The sequence below is a fragment of the Anaerovorax sp. IOR16 genome (assembly GCF_017168145.1).
GTDB lineage: Bacteria > Bacillota > Clostridia > Peptostreptococcales > Anaerovoracaceae > IOR16.
Window position 1 is genome coordinate 139,477 of sequence record NZ_JADQTL010000011.1, and the last position, 16,984, is coordinate 156,460.

Below are 16,984 nucleotides of genomic sequence, written 5' to 3' on the forward strand. Positions count from 1 at the left end.
CGTTTTTTTATGTTTTATAAAATTAAAAAAATACCCGATGGGGATATACCTAAGTAGAAGAACCACAGTATTCTGGAAATATGATACACCGCCATGCTGGAAAACAGAGGAAAGGAGGTATGGTATGCAAAACAGTAGAATCTTTCGCGCAGTGACACCTATAGAGGATGGCTGTCTCAAGGTAGAAATGGAAACCGGCAGTACGGTTAGTTTGGATATGCACCGGCGGATGCAATCGGTGCGTTTTGGATTGCTACGCAACCAAGAGGTGTTTCAAAGTGTCACAACGGATGGATATCGCCTGATTTTTTACCGGGACGGTGAGGAGGTCTTGGAGATTCCAGCGTCAATCTTTATGGATCTGCTGACCGTTGACCGCACCCGGTAGACTGGTAGTTAAGTCCTTACACGAATTACGCGAAAAAACAAGGAGGTAATACGAAATATGAAACAAGTAAGAAAACGAATCGGCAGTCTATTTCTGGCCTTTTGCATAGTGTTTACTATGCTGCCGGGGGTGGCCTTTGCCGAAACCAGCGATGTGGATTCCGGCACACCACTTGGTGTGAGCGGAGAAATCACCGCCTTTGCAGCGCTTTCTGCGGAGGTAGCCTCGCAGACGGTGGGGACTGGCACAGCCGAGGATGAACTGAATCTGCCGGACACGCTGGCCGTTATGATTACCACCGGCTCTGTTGTTACTGTCGCAACGGACAGCGACGCATCAAAAGAAACCCAAATTACTGTGGACGCGTCCGCTTGGACTGCCGAGCCTGAATATGACGGTAATACGGCTGGGAATTACACCTTCACCCCGGCGCTGGAGCTGCCCGACGGCGTTTCCGTATCCGAAGGTGTGAGTGCACCCACCATCACCGTGACGGTAGAGGAAGCGGATGCGCCAATATATTCACGCAGTGCGATTACACCACTGGCAGGAGCAGCTGTCGGAACTATCAATATCTCACAGCAGCCTACACCAACTTTGACAGTGGCTTATAGGGAAAGTCCCGGTACAATCTCGGTTGAAGCCACCACTACCAACGGTGCCTCTATCACTTACCAGTGGTTGGTAAAAAACGATAGTGGTACATCCAGCAATACTGGAGATGGGAATAATACCCTCGATATTGGTTCAGATTATTTGCCAGGAAGCTATGAGATTTACTGCGAATTAACGGCAGAAGGCTGTGACACGGTAGAAAGCGAAAGAACAGCTTTGACCGTAAATAAAGCGAATTATATTGGTTCTGATTCCGATACTATTTATGTAAAATCCGGCACATCTACAAGTAACAGTGTTTATACCTTGCCTGGTTTACCGGTAAGCGATATGACGTATGAGATACTGAGCAATGGAAGCAATCTACTTACAGATGTGACCGCCCCCAAGAGGGATGAAACAACAAATTGGAAATGGCTTCTGACCTTTAGCACAGATGGAAAACCTGCCAATACAGAGGATACTATCACACTCAAAATCAATGGAGGTCATATTTATGATGACAGTATTTTTACGCTGACTGTAAAGGCTCTGGAAAAGTTTCCTGTCACAATTACCGGACTCATTGGAACGAACAATGAATATTCCGGTAACCCACAAACGGGTTATACCGGCACGCCGAATACCGGTGGTTACATCGGTGAACTGAACACGCATTATCAGGGCAGGAACGACACCTCCTATGAAAGTGCGACTTCGCCTACCGATGCTGGGGAATATACTGTTACCCTATCCATACCCAATGAAGCGGATTACAGCGGCTCGGCAGATGTTGACTTTGCCATACGGAAAAGGGAGGTTGTGGTAAAGCCCATTATTTATACAATAATGCAGGGTCAGGATCTTCCTATCGTAGATAATTCTGTTAATTATAGCGGCTTTGTTTCAGGTGACAATGCCAGTAATTCGATTTCCCAGTGGGCGGTAGCACAACTGAATGTCACTGACAGCAATACGCCGGGAGAAAGTGACATTACTTTTGCAACGCAAGCGGAGTTAGAACCTGAGAAAGCAAAAAATTACACTCTCAAGCATGAAAACGGTACCCTTACTATACAGGCGGCAACCGCCACACTGACGCTGGATATCAATTATGGCGGTCAGGTAATTGACATCAATTGCGGTACTAATGACACCATCAAGCTTGTATACAGCGGAGATGTTTCGATCACCAGTGCCGATGCCAGCACAATTTATTGCAAGGGCAATCTTGTGATAAACGGCAGCGGCGGTACGTTGACGTTGAACTACACAGGCAGCAGCGGTATGTCTTCCGCACTGGATGTCCAAAATGAGCTGACAATCCAGAGTAGTACAGTAAACGCCACTAGCAGCGGCTCTGGCTCCGATATGTTTACTTCAGCAATCTACGGGGCTACTGATATAATAATCACCGGAGATGCCAATGTGACAGCAACTGCCACTGGAGCAAACTCCAATGGAATTTATACAGGACAGACAGCTATCATATCTACTACCGGAACGGTAGCTGCAACAGGTGCCGGTGTAGAACACTATGGCCTTCGAGCGAATAATAATATCAACCTTTCAAGCGGCACGGTAACGCTCAGTAACAGCGATACCCCCGCCAATCTTTACTTTGGCACACTGAACCATACCGGCGGCACGTTGAACGGTAACTCGCCGACAAGTGGCACTGACATCACCGCCAACTTTACTGATCCAAACTTTCTTATGGCGGTGCGTGAAGCACTAGGCAAAGTGGCAGATAACCGGATTTATGATACGGATAACTTTGCGTCTGTTACTACACTTAACGTATCAGACAAGAATATTGAAAATCTTTCAGGAATTGAATATTTTAAAGCATTGACATCTCTGAACTGCAATGATAATCAGTTGAGTTCGTTGAATGTGAGTGCGAATACTGCTCTTCAAAAACTAATTTGTAGGGGTAATAATCTAAGCCAGTTGGATATCACTGGGTTGAATGCCTTGACAGAGTTTAACTGCTGTCAAAATTATATGGCAGATGAGTCAAAAGTATTGGGGTTTGAAGGTACGTGGGATGGTACTAAATTTGTATTTAACCCGCAGAATTCAGGCACGTCCACCTATGCTATAACTGTAAATAACGGTACAGCAGACCCATCCACAGCGGCGCAGGGCACAACAGTAATAATAACCGCAGGCACTGCACCGGGCGGCAAGCAGTTTAAAGCCTGGCAGGTAGTCAGCGGTGGTATAAACCCTTGACAATGCACAGGCGGCAAGTACTACATTTAAAATGCCTGCAAACGCAGTAGAGGTAACGGCAACTTATGATGCGGCACCGATAACGATTGGAAGTGAAAGCATCACCGATATTACACAGGATGCTTCCGGTACCAACTGGTCCTGGGATGCGTCCAATAGGATGATAACGATTACCGGGGACATTATGTCTGGGATTAGATTTTATACAACGATTGATATTTCAGTCAATATAGTAGGTGAAGTAGCTATCAGTTCTTTGGATTATACAAATGCTGATGCGGGAAAACTAACGATTAGTGGATCGGGAACCTTAAAATTAGAGGGCCGTGAAGTAATTGATACCTATAATGACTTGGAAATTTCAGATGTCACGGTAAGTCTTAAATCTAACAATGTCAATGGGTATACGTTGATTAGTATAGATCAGGGCGATTTTATAATGTCGAGTGGTAAACTATTACTGGATTGCATTGATTCAAATTCGGAGTGCGTGTATTGTGAGAATGGTGATATTTTGATTTCGGGCACTGCTGAAGTAAAAACAAATTCAACAACGATAAATACGATTTTTTTACTGGAAAAGGAAATATTTATATTAGTGGAGGGACTGTCTATCTAAAATCCTCAGGTCCTTTTGGTGTAATGTTTAGTTTTGGCGGGGTCAATGTCACTGGCGGCACACTAATAACAGGTGAAGTCGGTGCAGCATCTTCTACAGGAGATGTTACTGCTGATTTAACGGTAAGCGGTAATCCAGCAGTAACGATAAATGGGGCTATTCATGGTATTATTATAAGTACAAAAGAGATTAATGGTGATTTAACCGTATCTGGTGGTGATGTGACAATAACAGGCAATGTCAGTGGCAGCCAAAATCTGAGCGGCGGTACTGTGTATGTAAACGGTGTGCAGGTGTATCCTACATCAACTGTGAATACTATTACGGTTAATAGTGGTACAGCAGACCCATCCACAGCAGCACAGGGCGTAATAGTAACCATAACCGCAGGCACTGCACCGGACGGCAAGCAGTTCAAGGCATGGCAGGTAGTCAGCGGTGGCGTAACTCTTGCAAATGCACAGGCGTTAAGCACCACCTTTAAAATGCCTGCAAACGCAGTAGAGGTAACGGCAATCTATGAGGATATTACCCCAGGTGTTTCTGTCTCTACCGCTGACGAATTGAAAACCGCACTTGAGGCGATTACCGCCAAGACCATCAACGTTACGGCGGACATTGACATGACGACGAACATTGATGTTGGCGCGGACCATATATTAAACATCGTCGATGGTTGCACTGTTTCGACAGGGGAGGACAGTACCTTGACTATCCCGTCAAATAAAACTCTGACACTGACAGGAACCGGTATTCTAGAGGTTAACAACGATGCTGCTGAAAAGGGTGTTAATGTGAAAGGCATCCTGAAAAGCGACGGCGCTAATATTATGGTTGCAAACTCTACCTCTACATCATTTCCAAATGTTGGTGTATTTTTAGATAGTAAGGAGGCACAGCTACTAATAAATGGTGGAAAGTTGGATATTGTAAATTCTTTTGAGGAGGGTATCTCAGGTACTGGTACATTAACGGTCGATGGAAATTGCCAGGTAACAGTCAAGAATGTACCAGGTCTGGGAGGGGCATCTTCAACTGGAATCCGCACCAATTTTACGGTTAAAAACAGTATGGTGGATGTGCAAAATACAGGGGATAGTGGAATTATCTTTATGGACGGTATGGAGCTAACAATGAAAAATGCCGTCATCAACGTTACCAATATAGGCATGCTGAATTTTTTGGGTGATGTGAAAATCATATCCGATTCAAACAGTAAGGTTGTTCTGAGCGAAGGTGCAAGGCTGGATGGGGTAGCCGGAAAATTTAGCGACAGGGGAAATGTTTTGACGGAACCCTTTATAACTGTTAGTGCAGAAGATGCTGACCCGTCGGCTGATGGGTTGTCAGCAGGTGAATATGTATGGAATGGTAAGCTGTTTACGAACGGTGGCAAATACACCGTAACTTTCAACTTAAACGGTGGTACCCGTACAGGTGGCGGTGAATTAACACAGACTGTCGTAAGCGGCGGTTCTGCAACGGCTCCTACTGTTACCCGTAGCAGATATACCTTTACCGGCTGGGACAAAGATATTGCTAATGTGACCGGTAATTTGACGGTTACGGCATCCTGGCGTTATAAGGGCGGCGGCTCCTCTGGTGGAGGTTCTTCCTCCGGTGGAAGTTCCAGCGGTGATACTTCAACAAAAGTAACGATTACAACGAAAAATCAGCCAAACCTGCCGATTACTGCAACGACTTTTGTAACTGCAACAGCCGGAACAAATGGTACAGCCAGCGTATCTATCCCGGATAAAGCAGTAACGGATGCCATTTCTAAAGCACAAACTGAATTGAAGAAACAGGGTAAAAATGCAAATGGTATCTCGGTAGAGATAAATGTTGCGATGCCAAAGGGAGCAAATACGCTTACAGTTACTCTGAATCAAGATTCCTTCAACAGTCTTGTAAGCGCAGGCGTAACACACTTTGCTATCAACGGTGCCCCTGTAAGTATGATTTTTGACGAAAAAGCTTTGACAGAAATTCAAAAACAGAGTAGTGGTAACGTAACCATTACGATTGCTCCACAATCGAATCTTTCCGAAACGGCAAAAGCAATGATAGGAACAAGACCGGCATATAACATCACAGTGGGTTATGGTCATAACAGCACAGTGTCTAACTTTAGAGGTGGTGTTGCTACTTTATCCATCCCTTACACACCGGCAGAGGATGAATCTATCGACGGACTGTATGCCGTTTATGTAGATGAAAAGGGGAATGCAATCCGTGTGGCTGGATCGGCTTATGATGCAAGTCATGGCTGTATCACCTTTACCACGACTCATTTCTCTGTGTACGGGGTAGGCTATACCGCACCAACAAAGTTTAGTGACATCGAAAGTCATTGGGCAAAGGAAAGTATTGAGTATATTGTGGGCAAAGGACTTTTGTCCGGCACATCGAAAACTACCTTTGCACCTAATACAGCAATGACGCGTGGAATGCTGGTAACAGCTCTTGGTAGGCTGGAAAATGTCGATGTAAGCAGTTATACAATCAGCAGCTTCAACGATGTAAAGGTAGGAAGTGCGTTCCAGCCATATATTGAATGGGCATATAAGAAAGGCATCATTCAGGGAATCGCTAACCATCAATTTGCGCCTGACAGGGCAATCACTCGTGAAGAAATTGCAGTCATTGTCACAAACTTTACAAAGGCTACGGAATATACCTTGCCTGCAACTCGTGAGGCGACTACCTATGCAGATGATTCCGATATAGGAAAAAACTATAAAACTGCGGTTACAGCAATGCAGCAGGCAGGTATCATGACAGGCGGAACAAGCAACAAGTTCAACCCGAAATCAAATGCTACTCGTGCAGAGGTTTCCTCCATGCTTCACCGCTACATCAAGCTGACTTTCAACGATTGATTAACATTAACTCAGAAAAATAAAATAATATAGACACGATTGGAAATTCAATTCGACGGCAGTCTTAATGGCTGCCGTTATTTTTGTACGTAAAAAGTGTATAACGAATAGAAATAAAAAATATTTAAAGTGTTTATTATTACAAAGTATTAAAAACAAAAAATAATAAAACCGTTGAAAAATCAATGATACCTGAAAATTCAACGGTCGGTTATTTATCTGATTTATTTAAACATTAAATAAGAAATGCATGACATCGCCGTCTTTGACAATGTATTCCTTACCTTCGGATCGAATCAATCCTTTTTCTTTTGCAGTGGCAAGGTTACCGCCACATTCTATCAACTTATCGTAAGCGATGGTTTCTGCGCGGATAAATCCTTTTTCAAAATCTGTGTGAATTTTTCCGGCTGCCTGTGGTGCTTTACTTCCTCTTTTAATCGTCCATGCACGTACTTCCGGTTCGCCTGCTGTTAAGAAGGAAATTAAATCGAGAAGATGATAAGATGCTTTTACCAATTTGTCCAAACCGGATTCAGTAATGCCTAAATCCTCAAAGAAAGCAAGCTTTTCTTCCTCATCCAATTCTGCAATTTCAGCTTCAAGCTTTGCGCATACAACAACGACTTCAGAGCCTTCTGTTTCTGCAAATTCACGAACCTTCTTTACAAATTCATTGTCCTCGCCACTTGCAATTTCTTCTTCAGAAACATTTGCAGCGTAAATAATCGGTTTAAAGGACAGCAAGTCTAAACTTTTTACAAACTCGTTTTCATCATCGTCTAATTCCAATGTACGAGCAGAAAGACCTTGCTCCAAAACCTCTTGAATTTTCTTTAAAAAATCAAGTTCTTTTTGAAGGCTTTTATCGCCTTTCAAGTTTTTCTGTGTTTTTTGGATTCGACGGTCGATAACTTCCATATCGGATAAAATCAGTTCCATATTGATGGTTTCAATGTCAGAAAGTGGATTGATTTTGCCATCGACATGAACCACGTTTGGATCTTCAAAACAGCGTACCACATGTACAATCGCTGCTACTTCACGGATATGTCCTAAGAACTTGTTTCCAAGGCCTTCTCCTTTTGAAGCGCCCTTTACAAGACCTGCTATGTCATAAAATTCGATTGCAGTATAAACGGTTTTTTTTGAGTTGTACATTTCGTGCAGTACTTTTAGACGTTCATCCGGTACTGTTACAACACCTACATTTGGCTCTATTGTACAAAATGGGTAATTTGCCGCTTCTGCGCCGGCTTTTGTAATGGCATTGAACAAAGTGCTTTTGCCAACGTTGGGAAGACCCACTATACCTAATTTCATTATTTATATCTCCTTGTCATTTAATAGATTAGTAAAAAATGCGCCCCTTCTTACTGTTTTTATTCGAAAGAGGAATATAAACAAGAAGAAATACAATAAAAATTGCTGCGCTGAAAACTTGTGCTTGTCGAAATGGTCCGAGCATTAGGCTGTCTGTTCGAAGCTGCTCGATAAAGAACCGTTCAAACGAATATAATATTCCATAAAGTAAAAAGATTTGTCCTTCGAATTTACGATTATTATCAATTAAAATAAGGACTAAGAATAATAAAATGCACCATATGGACTCGTATAGAAAAGTAGGGTGTACCATGTCATTTCCAACTTTTATCGCCCAAGGCAAGTCAGTTGGAACGCCGTGTGCTTCTTGATTAAAATAGTTTCCCCATCGTCCGATTGATTGTGCAAGTGCAATTGCAGGTGCAACTAAATCTAAAGCGTTTAAAGGGCGAATTCTCCAAATCTTGCAAAGTAAAATTCCAATAAGAAACCCCACTATCAATCCGCCATGAATGGCAAGACCACCTGCTCGAATGTTAATGATTTTATAAAAATCTCCTGCATAATACTCCCAATTAAAAAGAACATAATAGGCTCTTGCTCCCACAATGGAAAGAGGTAAGCAAATCATGGCAATATCAAAGATTCGTTCTGGTTCGATATCATGACGCGGAGCTCTTTTATATACAATTAGAATGGCAAGTAAAATTCCGATTGCAATCAGAACGCCATACCACATAACATCAATTCCAAAAATTGTAAAAGCAATTGGATTGGGAATGGGTAGCATAATAACCTCCTACAGACATTTGAATTTCTTTGATTTTTATCAAAGTTCCCATCTATTATACACTATTTTCAATGAAATGGGTAGGAGAACTTAGGAATTGCTCTTGTTAATAAAAAATTAATAAAAAGAAAGAAATGGGAAAAAAGACTATGTTTTAATGGGGAATAGGATAATTGTAAGGAAATTGTAAAGAAATTGCAGGAAAATTATGCTATACTTCATATAGCTAAAAATGGTGAATTTTGTTTTATTTTTAATTAGGGGGTAAAGGTTAATGTTTCGAAAGAAGAACAAAGAAAAAGTAGATGAAAACGTGGAAGCAAACAATGCATCAGGAAGGGAAACCATATCGGAAACTTCACAAAATGCAGCACTGACAGAAAATGCAATGGATGCAAATAAGAAAAAGAAAAAGAAAAACGGAAAAAAGGGGAAAAAGAAATTTGTCATTTTAGGCATTGTGATATTGGTTATTGCCGTTGTTGCAATTAAAGTTTCGTCCGGCGGAAATGATATGAAACCGTTTGTTTCAACAAACTCCTTAGAACGTATGGACTTAGAGCAAATTGTTTCTATTAAGGGAAATGTACAGGGGTCAGAAACAGCGAATGTAACGTCTTCTGAGAGTAAAGAGGTTGTTTCCATTCTTGTAAAAGAAGGTGACGTTGTTACAAAGGGTCAGCTTTTGGCTACGCTTAAAAGCACCGGTGAGGATGCAGAAACCCAGTTGGCATATGAAAAAGAAGAAGCAGTACGAAATTTAGAGCTTGCTAAGTTTGATTATGACACAAGTAAAAAGCTTTTCGAATCAGGTGGTATTTCAAAGCAAGAATTTTTAAAAACAGAGGCTGCTTATGAAAATAGTAAAACTACTTTAGATAGTTTAAACAGTAAGAATTTATCTGAAAAAAATCGTATAGTAAGTCCTATCAATGGTACCGTGACTCGTGTAAATGCTACATTAGGTCTTCAAGCCAATGAGACACAAGATAAAAGTGCATTGTTTGTCATTGAAAATTTAGAGCAATTACAAATGGATGTCAATGTGAGCGAATATGACATTGGAAAAATTGAAGTAGGACAGTCGGTTGAAATCAAGGCAGAAGTTTTAGGTGAAAAAACTGTGGGCGGTGTTGTAAAACAGATTGCGCCGACTGGTGAAGTAAAAGATTCCGGAAATAAAGAGATGGTCATTCCGGTCACCATTTCAATTACAGAACGAGATTCGCATTTAATTGCAGGTGTTTCTGCGAAGGCTAACATTAAGGTTGGAGAAGCTAAGGGAGTTTTGGCATTGCCATTGGATGCTGTCATTGATGATCAGGTTACAGAAGAATCATATGTTTTTACATTGGAAAAAGGAAAATTAAAGAAAGTAATAATAGAAAAAGGTTTAGAAAGTGATTTCTTTGTAGAACTGGTTTCCGGAGACTTAAAAGAGGGAGATCAGCTTGTTCTTAACCCATCTATGGACCTGGCCGAGGGTATGGAAGTAGATACTATGGCAGGGGAGGAATAAGATGAGTGAAATCATTAAAATAGAAAATTTAGTAAAGGTTTACCAAAATGGTGACATTGAAGTTGAAGCATTAAAATCTTTAAATCTTACGGTAAACCAAGGAGAATACATAGCAATAATGGGAGCATCCGGTTCTGGAAAATCCACTTTAATGAATATCTTAGGGTGTCTGGATCGACCAACTTCAGGTCATTATTTTCTGGACAATATGGATGTAGCAGAAAAAAGCGACAATGAGTTATCGATTATTCGAAATCAGAAAATTGGTTTTGTGTTTCAGTCGTTTAACTTGATACCACGTACCAGTGCATTAAAAAATGTTGAGTTACCGATGGTCTATGCAAAGGTTCCATTGGAAGAAAGAGAAGAGAGAGCACAGCAGCTCTTGGATCGAGTTGGAATTGGTCAGAGAGCAGATCATATGCCAAATGAAATTTCCGGTGGACAAAAACAAAGAGTTGCGATTGCAAGAGCGCTTGCGAATCGTCCGCCAATCATTTTAGCGGATGAGCCAACCGGAAATTTAGACAGTAAATCATCCGTAGAAATTATGGATATTTTTACGGATTTAAATCGCAAAGAGGGGAATACAGTTATTATTGTTACGCATGAACCGGATATTGCAGAGTTTACTGATCGAGTCATAACCTTTAAGGATGGATGCATTATCTCGGATGTAAATAAAAAATTAAAGACTTCCGTCGAAAATGTAAACGAAGGGAGTGATGAGGTGTGTTAATTTTAGAAAACATCCGACTGGCACTTTCTGCAATTCGAACCAATAAAATGCGTTCTTTCTTAACGATGTTGGGCATTATTATTGGAATCAGCTCTGTAATTGCCATTACTGCCATCGGTTCAAGTATTCAAGGTGTTGTCGATAAAGAATTTGAAAACTTTGGGAAAAATGCAATGTATGTATATCCAAATTGGGAAATGGTTGATGATTATATCCCATCCGAAGCTTTTTTTAGCATAGATGAATTGGATATGGCAAAAGAAAAGTTCGCAAAGGAAATTCGTTATATTGATCCATCACCGAGTGAGACAAGTGATGTTCGTGTCGGAAAAGTAGAAGGAAAGATTAACTTAACCGGATGTGCACCCGGATTGGATCGCATTATGAATTTAAATATTATTCATGGAAGAATGATTAACCAAGCGGACTTGGATGGTAAAAAAAATCGTTTGGTTCTTGAGTCCAGTGCAGCACAGAAACTGTTTGGTGTAGAAGATGCGGTTGGAAAGGAACTATCGTTAACAGTAGAAGGAGATAGTCAAGATTTTATAATTATTGGTGTTTATAAAGAAGCAGAGTCTATTTTTAGTGGTATGAATCGAAGTGGAAATTTTAGCGGTTATGTACCGTATACGGTGATGGCTCAGCAGGCTGATTCTTCTTATAGCTTTCTTTTATATTCATTTGATGGTGTTGATCAAGAAAAATTTGGTGAGAGAGTCACTTCATTTTTAGCTCGAACAAAAGGAATGCCTGATGGATATTACAATTTTGAATCATCTGCAATACAGCAAAACAAAATGAATGATATGCTGGGTATTGTTTCTATGGCAATTGGAGTCATTGCAGGTATCTCCTTGCTAGTAGGCGGTATAGGTATTATGAATATCATGCTTGTTTCGGTTACGGAACGTACGAGAGAAATTGGAATTCGTAAATCTCTTGGAGCTAGGACGAAGGATATTTTACTTCAGTTTCTGATTGAATCAATGATTATTTCCGCGATTGGAGGTATGATTGGTACGTTACTGGGAATTGGAATTGCGGCTATTGGTATGAAGGTTGCCAATGTTTCCTTTGCAATCAATCCAATCATTATTTTCATCGCAGTTGGTTTTGCTGCTTTAGTTGGAATGTTCTTTGGAATTTATCCTGCTAGACGTGCAGCAAAGCTTGATCCAATTGAAGCTTTACGTTATGAATAAAAAAGATAGGATACAAAGAATAAAAATCAAAATTATATAGCAAAAAGGGGAGTATCCTAAAGTTTGTGTAAACCTCTAAACTGATGTAAGATAAATATATCAGTTTGGAGGTTTTATTTATGCCCAAAAGAAGAAAAGAATCACCCCAAAAACAAGCAATCAGAAAAATGATGCAGGAATACTTAAAAGAGAATGATATTCCTATCAAAAATGGTACAGATGTCAATTCTGTTATGCGTGATATGATGTCTGTATTACTGGAGGGTTCTCTGGAAGGAGAATTAGAAGACGAACTGGGATACTCAAAATATGACTATCGGAATAAGGAAACCGACAATAGTCGGAATGGATATTCTTCTAAAATCATGCATACAAACTATGGAGATATGAATGTTGCTATTCCTCGTGACCGTAATGGAGAATATGAACCCCAGCTTATCAAGAAATATCAAAATACCGTTACGCAAGATATGGAAGAAAGGATACTTTCCATGTATGCAAAAGGTATGACTACAAATGATATTGAATCCCATATGCGTGAGTTATATGACATTGATATTTCTGACAGTACGATTAGCCGAGTTACTGATAAAATTATACCGATTGTAAAGGAATGGCAGGAACGTCCTTTGGAAGAAGTATATGCGGTTGTTTTTATGGATGCAATTCATTTCCACGTTCGTAGTGAAGGAAGAATACGAAAAAAGGCTGTGTATATTGCTTTGGGAATTGATATGAATGGTAGAAAGGACGTTTTAGGTATGTATGTTGGTGAAAATGAAAATGCTAAATTCTGGCTTTCTATACTGAATGGGCTAAAAAATCGTGGTGTAAAAGATATCTTAATAACATGTATTGATGGACTAAGTGGATTTCCACAAGCAATTGAAGCAGTCTATCCTGAAACAGAGATACAGCAGTGCATTATTCATCAAATCCGTAACTCCACTAAATTTGTATCCTACAAAGATTTGAAAGCTCTGATGGCTGATTTGAAGCGAGTCTATACTGCCCCAACAGAAGAATTAGCCCTAAATGAATTGGAGTTGTTTCAAGAAAAATGGGATGTAAAATATCCGAAAATCTATAAATCTTGGCATGATAATTGGTCAACTTTAGCAACCTATTTTAAATATCCTGAAGCTGTTAGGCGGCTTATTTATACCACAAATGCCATTGAGGGATTTAATCGTCAACTTCGTAAAGTAACAAAAAGCAAGACAATTTTTCCTTCTGACGATAGCCTTTTAAAAATGCTATATCTGGCAACGATAGATATCACAAAAAAGTGGACAGGATATCGTAGGGACTGGGGACGGATATATTCCCAGTTAGAGATTTATTTTGAGGAAAGACTAAAAAATCTCAACTTCTAAAAAACAACTTGTTCGGCAAGTTTTATTGACATGCAAAAAAATCATTGTATAATGCAAACAAGGGTAGAATCCCAAAATTGACTCTGCCCTTAAGTAACTATTCACATATCTTATATCAGATTTTTGAGTTTACACAAAACTTGAAACTGTCCCCAAAAAGGACGAGTTATTCCTCGTCCTTTTTCTTTATATATGTGTCATTTAAGCATTACGTGCTAATATTAATAATACTTGGTCATCTAAAACGTAAATATCATACAGTATAAAGTCCCCATATTCTTTAAATTCACCATTTTTTTCGTAACTTTCATTTACTGCAGTAAAAAAATCTTCCGTTGCAAGCAATTCTGGAGTATTATCATCGCTATTTGAAATAAACGTGCAATATGAATGACTGGGTAAAATAAATACTCGGTTGGCCGCATAGCTTACAACTCGATATCCGCTTTCTTCTTTTTCATCCGCAACAAGTTCCTTTGGATGTACCGTAACAATAATTTCTTCGTTTTCATCTTTTGATAGTTCGATTGAGCCGATTACTTTTTCTGCACCATCAGAAAGTAATTGATCTACATATCCATTATAAAGGTAATCAATTGTAATTTCCGGTGCATCCTGGTCGATTGGCTTACCACATCCACTAAGACTAATTGGTATTACTAGTGAAATTGCTAATAAAAAACACATAAATTGAATCTTAAATTTTCTTTGCATTTTTCCCCCTTTGTTGTCCTGATACACAGACTCGTACCTATTTTATTTGGAATTTGCAGGAAAATCAATAGATGCGCAAATTTATTACAAAAATGTAATAATTGCCAGTGTTACGATAAAGAATAGATCATAATATTCCTTTTGTTTTCAACCGCAGGGAAGTTAATTTTCTGATCCCAAACTGAGACTAAGTCAACCTTAATTCTTTGCACGTAGATTTCTCCTAAAAAATTAGTACAATGAAATTCTAGAGTTAATGAGAGGATGGAATTTTTTGTTGCGATTTCTTTGTCAGTATCATAAGCTTTTAACAAAGCTTTTTTTAGGGGGATTCCTCCAATGATAAAAGGAATGGTACTTTGATACGGTACTTTATTGTTGAGTGAAATAGTCAATGTTTTATATGGTAAAACAATAGACTTTTCACCTTGTCGTTTTATTTTTATAGTGAGTTGGCAGAGTTCAATATTAATAATATCGGTACGGCTTACATTTGTCATTGTAAGAAGAACAACCATACCGGAAGATTCTGTTGAGATATCCATATCCTCAGAAATGTTTACAAATGTATCATCAAGGTTAATACAAAAAACATCTTTAAGAACAAAATCTTTTAATTCATCAGGACTCATACAATTGATATCTATAGTAGGGATATAATTGTTTTCCTCAATTTTAATTAAACGTTTATTCATATCATTTGCCTGCTGACTTAAAAAAATAGCAGCGACACCTAAAATTACAGTACCCAAAAAGGTAAAAAAAGCAGCATAAAAATTTAACAAATCATCTTTATGAAATGAACTTTCAGAAAGCCAACTACCTGGGTGGTCAAAATAACTTAAAATTTGTGGCATAAAGGCGCAAGGTAAAATGAGAAAAATAATGAGAAAAATGATATGAAACCACCATTTACGATATGTTTTTTTCAATTTTGACACTCCTCTTTTATTTTATTTTTTAAAAGAATGGTTATAGTTTGACCCGATGTAATAAAAATATTGAGAGAATGAGAAATATGTCTTAGAATAAAAAGTAATTTGGAGTAGATTCAAAAGAAAACATTGAAAATCTTTAAAAAATATAGTAGAATGAACAAACAGAGTATATTAATATAGTTAGAAAGGATGCGTTATGCCTAATGATAAAAAATTTGCAGTTCTCATTGATGCGGATAATATTTCAGATAAATATATTAAAGTAATATTAGACGAAGTTTCCAATGATGGTACAGCAACTTACAAAAGAATATATGGAGACTGGACCAAACCAGCTTTTGCCCAATGGAAAAAGGTGCTTTTAGAACATTCAATCACTCCAATGCAGCAATATGGATATACAATAGGAAAGAACGCTACTGATTCGGCGATGATTATTGATGCAATGGATATTTTGTATTCAGGGAATGTGGATGGTTTTTGCTTAGTGTCTAGCGACAGCGATTTTACTAGATTAGCATCTCGACTTAGAGAATCGGGAATGGACGTTGTAGGAATGGGGGAACAAAAAACACCAAAGGCATTTATTTCCGCTTGTAATAAATTCAAGTATTTGGATATTTTATCTGGACAAGCTACTCTGAATCATAATGATGGAAAAAATCCTGCGAAAAAGTCAGTAAAGAACTCTAAAAGTTTAAAAAATTCAAAACAGGAACGTCAGGAAGCGGAGAAATTAACAGAAAGAGAAGATATAGCAGCTGAAAAGGCAGTTGAAGAGCAGATGACGAGCTTAAATACTATAAGAAAAGCGATTGCGACCATAGTTGAGGAAAATTCTGACGAAGATGAATGGGTATTCATTGGTGACATAGGGAACCGTTTGACAAAGAGATATCCAGATTTTGATGTCAGAAATTATGGATTTAATAAATTAACACCGTTTATTAAGTCATTAGATTTATTTGAAATTCGAGCAGTTGCTAGTGGAAGTTCCAATAATAAGCTCGTGTATGTGAAAGAAAAAAGCGAAGTAAAATAATAAATTTAAAATGATAACAATTGATAAGGATGGACTGTCCCAACGTTTAAAGTTCAAGTTTATAAGTAGCTTGAAATATTTTCTAATTCAGAATATACTCAAACATATATAATATAAATTTAGAAACATAGGGAGGTTCGTATAATGGCATTATCGTGGACACAAAATTTAGCTGTCGGTGTTGATCTAATCGATCAACAACATAAAACTTGGTTTGAAAAAGCTGACCAATTATTTGAAGCAGGCAAACAGGGAAAGACAAACGAATATATAGTTAAAATGTTTGATTTTTTAGATGAGTATACTAGAACCCATTTTCGTGATGAAGAAAAGTATATGTTAAGTATTAATTATCCTGAGTATAATGTTCAAAAACAATTACATACTGCATTTATTGCAAAGTTGGCTGAACTTAGAAAAGAATATGAGTCATCTAATACAAAGATTAGTGCAATTATAAATTCAAATCAATTTATATTAGATTGGTTGGTAAAACATATTTCAATGCAAGATAAAAAAATTGGTGAGTTTGCAAAAACATTAAAAGCATAATTGTATATAATTTATTTCTATGTACATAGCAAAGGACGGTCTCTTTTTTATGAGACCGTCCTTTT

Annotated in this window: 14 protein-coding genes; 10 read left to right on the plus strand and 4 right to left on the minus strand. The window is 38.7% G+C overall.

The genetic code is table 11. The annotated features are described in order from the left end of the window. The first annotated feature begins 124 nt into the window (after positions 1-124). Genes I2490_RS14550 through I2490_RS14565 form a run of 4 tightly spaced genes read left to right on the plus strand, consistent with a single transcriptional unit; the run spans position 125 to position 6,721 of the window. The gene (locus I2490_RS14550) at positions 125-388 is read left to right on the plus strand and encodes a hypothetical protein (RefSeq protein WP_206460495.1); all 264 of its coding nucleotides are present in this window, start codon (positions 125-127) and stop codon (positions 386-388) included. Between the two features lie 57 nt (positions 389-445). Beyond that, positions 446-3,220, plus strand: a complete 2,775-nt coding sequence (locus I2490_RS14555; RefSeq protein WP_206460496.1) for a hypothetical protein — start codon at positions 446-448, stop codon at positions 3,218-3,220. Between the two features lie 31 nt (positions 3,221-3,251). Further along, positions 3,252-3,839 carry a hypothetical protein gene (locus tag I2490_RS14560; protein ID WP_206460497.1) on the plus strand — a complete coding sequence of 196 codons (588 nt, stop codon included), beginning with the start codon at positions 3,252-3,254 and terminating at the stop codon, positions 3,837-3,839. 23 nt (positions 3,840-3,862) lie between these two features. Further along, entirely contained in the window at positions 3,863-6,721 is a 2,859-nt protein-coding gene (locus I2490_RS14565) for an S-layer homology domain-containing protein (protein ID WP_206460498.1), read from the plus strand. Positions 6,722-6,949: 228 nt separating this feature from the next. Here the strand turns inward: I2490_RS14565 and ychF are convergent, their stop codons facing one another. Further along, positions 6,950-8,044, minus strand: coding sequence for a redox-regulated ATPase YchF (gene ychF, locus I2490_RS14570; RefSeq protein WP_206460499.1), 1,095 nt, complete (start codon positions 8,042-8,044; stop codon positions 6,950-6,952). Positions 8,045-8,072: 28 nt separating this feature from the next. After that, a complete protein-coding gene (lgt, locus tag I2490_RS14575) occupies positions 8,073-8,834 on the minus strand; it encodes a prolipoprotein diacylglyceryl transferase (protein ID WP_206460500.1) in 762 nt (253 codons plus the stop codon). A gap of 274 nt (positions 8,835-9,108) precedes the next feature. On the opposite strand from lgt, the gene I2490_RS14580 reads away from it, so the two are divergent. The 4 genes from I2490_RS14580 to I2490_RS14595 all read left to right on the plus strand — a co-directional run bounded on the left by I2490_RS14580 (position 9,109) and on the right by I2490_RS14595 (position 13,673). Then, complete coding sequence (locus I2490_RS14580) at positions 9,109-10,353, plus strand: efflux RND transporter periplasmic adaptor subunit (RefSeq protein WP_206460501.1); 1,245 nt, start codon at positions 9,109-9,111, stop codon at positions 10,351-10,353. Position 10,354: 1 nt separating this feature from the next. Then, the gene (locus I2490_RS14585; protein ID WP_209010628.1) at positions 10,355-11,092 is read left to right on the plus strand and encodes an ABC transporter ATP-binding protein; all 738 of its coding nucleotides are present in this window, start codon (positions 10,355-10,357) and stop codon (positions 11,090-11,092) included. Beyond that, on the plus strand, positions 11,086-12,297 hold the full coding sequence (locus I2490_RS14590) for an ABC transporter permease (RefSeq protein ID WP_206460502.1): 1,212 nt from the start codon (positions 11,086-11,088) through the stop codon (positions 12,295-12,297). Before I2490_RS14585 ends, I2490_RS14590 begins: the two co-directional genes overlap by 7 nt. A gap of 119 nt (positions 12,298-12,416) precedes the next feature. Then, the gene (locus I2490_RS14595; protein WP_442859719.1) at positions 12,417-13,673 is read left to right on the plus strand and encodes an IS256 family transposase; all 1,257 of its coding nucleotides are present in this window, start codon (positions 12,417-12,419) and stop codon (positions 13,671-13,673) included. A 201-nt stretch (positions 13,674-13,874) separates the two neighbouring features. Here I2490_RS14595 and I2490_RS14600 read toward each other — a convergent pair whose 3' ends face one another. Together I2490_RS14600 and I2490_RS14605 are read right to left on the minus strand one after the other, a co-directional pair. Further along, positions 13,875-14,387, minus strand: coding sequence for a hypothetical protein (locus tag I2490_RS14600; RefSeq protein ID WP_206460503.1), 513 nt, complete (start codon positions 14,385-14,387; stop codon positions 13,875-13,877). Between the two features lie 110 nt (positions 14,388-14,497). After that, a complete protein-coding gene (locus I2490_RS14605; RefSeq protein ID WP_206460504.1) occupies positions 14,498-15,319 on the minus strand; it encodes a hypothetical protein in 822 nt (273 codons plus the stop codon). A 202-nt stretch (positions 15,320-15,521) separates the two neighbouring features. On the opposite strand from I2490_RS14605, the gene I2490_RS14610 reads away from it, so the two are divergent. Both I2490_RS14610 and I2490_RS14615 read left to right on the plus strand, forming a co-directional pair. After that, complete coding sequence (locus I2490_RS14610; RefSeq protein WP_206460505.1) at positions 15,522-16,367, plus strand: NYN domain-containing protein; 846 nt, start codon at positions 15,522-15,524, stop codon at positions 16,365-16,367. A 144-nt stretch (positions 16,368-16,511) separates the two neighbouring features. Beyond that, a complete protein-coding gene (locus tag I2490_RS14615; RefSeq protein ID WP_206460506.1) occupies positions 16,512-16,919 on the plus strand; it encodes a bacteriohemerythrin in 408 nt (135 codons plus the stop codon). Positions 16,920-16,984 lie beyond the last annotated feature (65 nt).

Coding starts and splice junctions, on each gene's coding strand:
- I2490_RS14555 (WP_206460496.1), top strand. CDS start 446: ATGAAACAAGTAAGAAAACGAATCGGCAGTCTATTTCTGGCCTTTTGC.
- I2490_RS14610 (WP_206460505.1), top strand. CDS start 15,522: ATGCCTAATGATAAAAAATTTGCAGTTCTCATTGATGCGGATAATATT.
- I2490_RS14560 (WP_206460497.1), top strand. CDS start 3,252: ATGCCTGCAAACGCAGTAGAGGTAACGGCAACTTATGATGCGGCACCG.
- I2490_RS14580 (WP_206460501.1), top strand. CDS start 9,109: ATGTTTCGAAAGAAGAACAAAGAAAAAGTAGATGAAAACGTGGAAGCA.
- lgt (WP_206460500.1), bottom strand. CDS start 8,834: ATGCTACCCATTCCCAATCCAATTGCTTTTACAATTTTTGGAATTGAT.
- I2490_RS14585 (WP_209010628.1), top strand. CDS start 10,355: ATGAGTGAAATCATTAAAATAGAAAATTTAGTAAAGGTTTACCAAAAT.
- I2490_RS14595 (WP_442859719.1), top strand. CDS start 12,417: ATGCCCAAAAGAAGAAAAGAATCACCCCAAAAACAAGCAATCAGAAAA.
- I2490_RS14565 (WP_206460498.1), top strand. CDS start 3,863: ATGTTTAGTTTTGGCGGGGTCAATGTCACTGGCGGCACACTAATAACA.
- I2490_RS14600 (WP_206460503.1), bottom strand. CDS start 14,387: ATGCAAAGAAAATTTAAGATTCAATTTATGTGTTTTTTATTAGCAATT.
- I2490_RS14550 (WP_206460495.1), top strand. CDS start 125: ATGCAAAACAGTAGAATCTTTCGCGCAGTGACACCTATAGAGGATGGC.
- ychF (WP_206460499.1), bottom strand. CDS start 8,044: ATGAAATTAGGTATAGTGGGTCTTCCCAACGTTGGCAAAAGCACTTTG.
- I2490_RS14615 (WP_206460506.1), top strand. CDS start 16,512: ATGGCATTATCGTGGACACAAAATTTAGCTGTCGGTGTTGATCTAATC.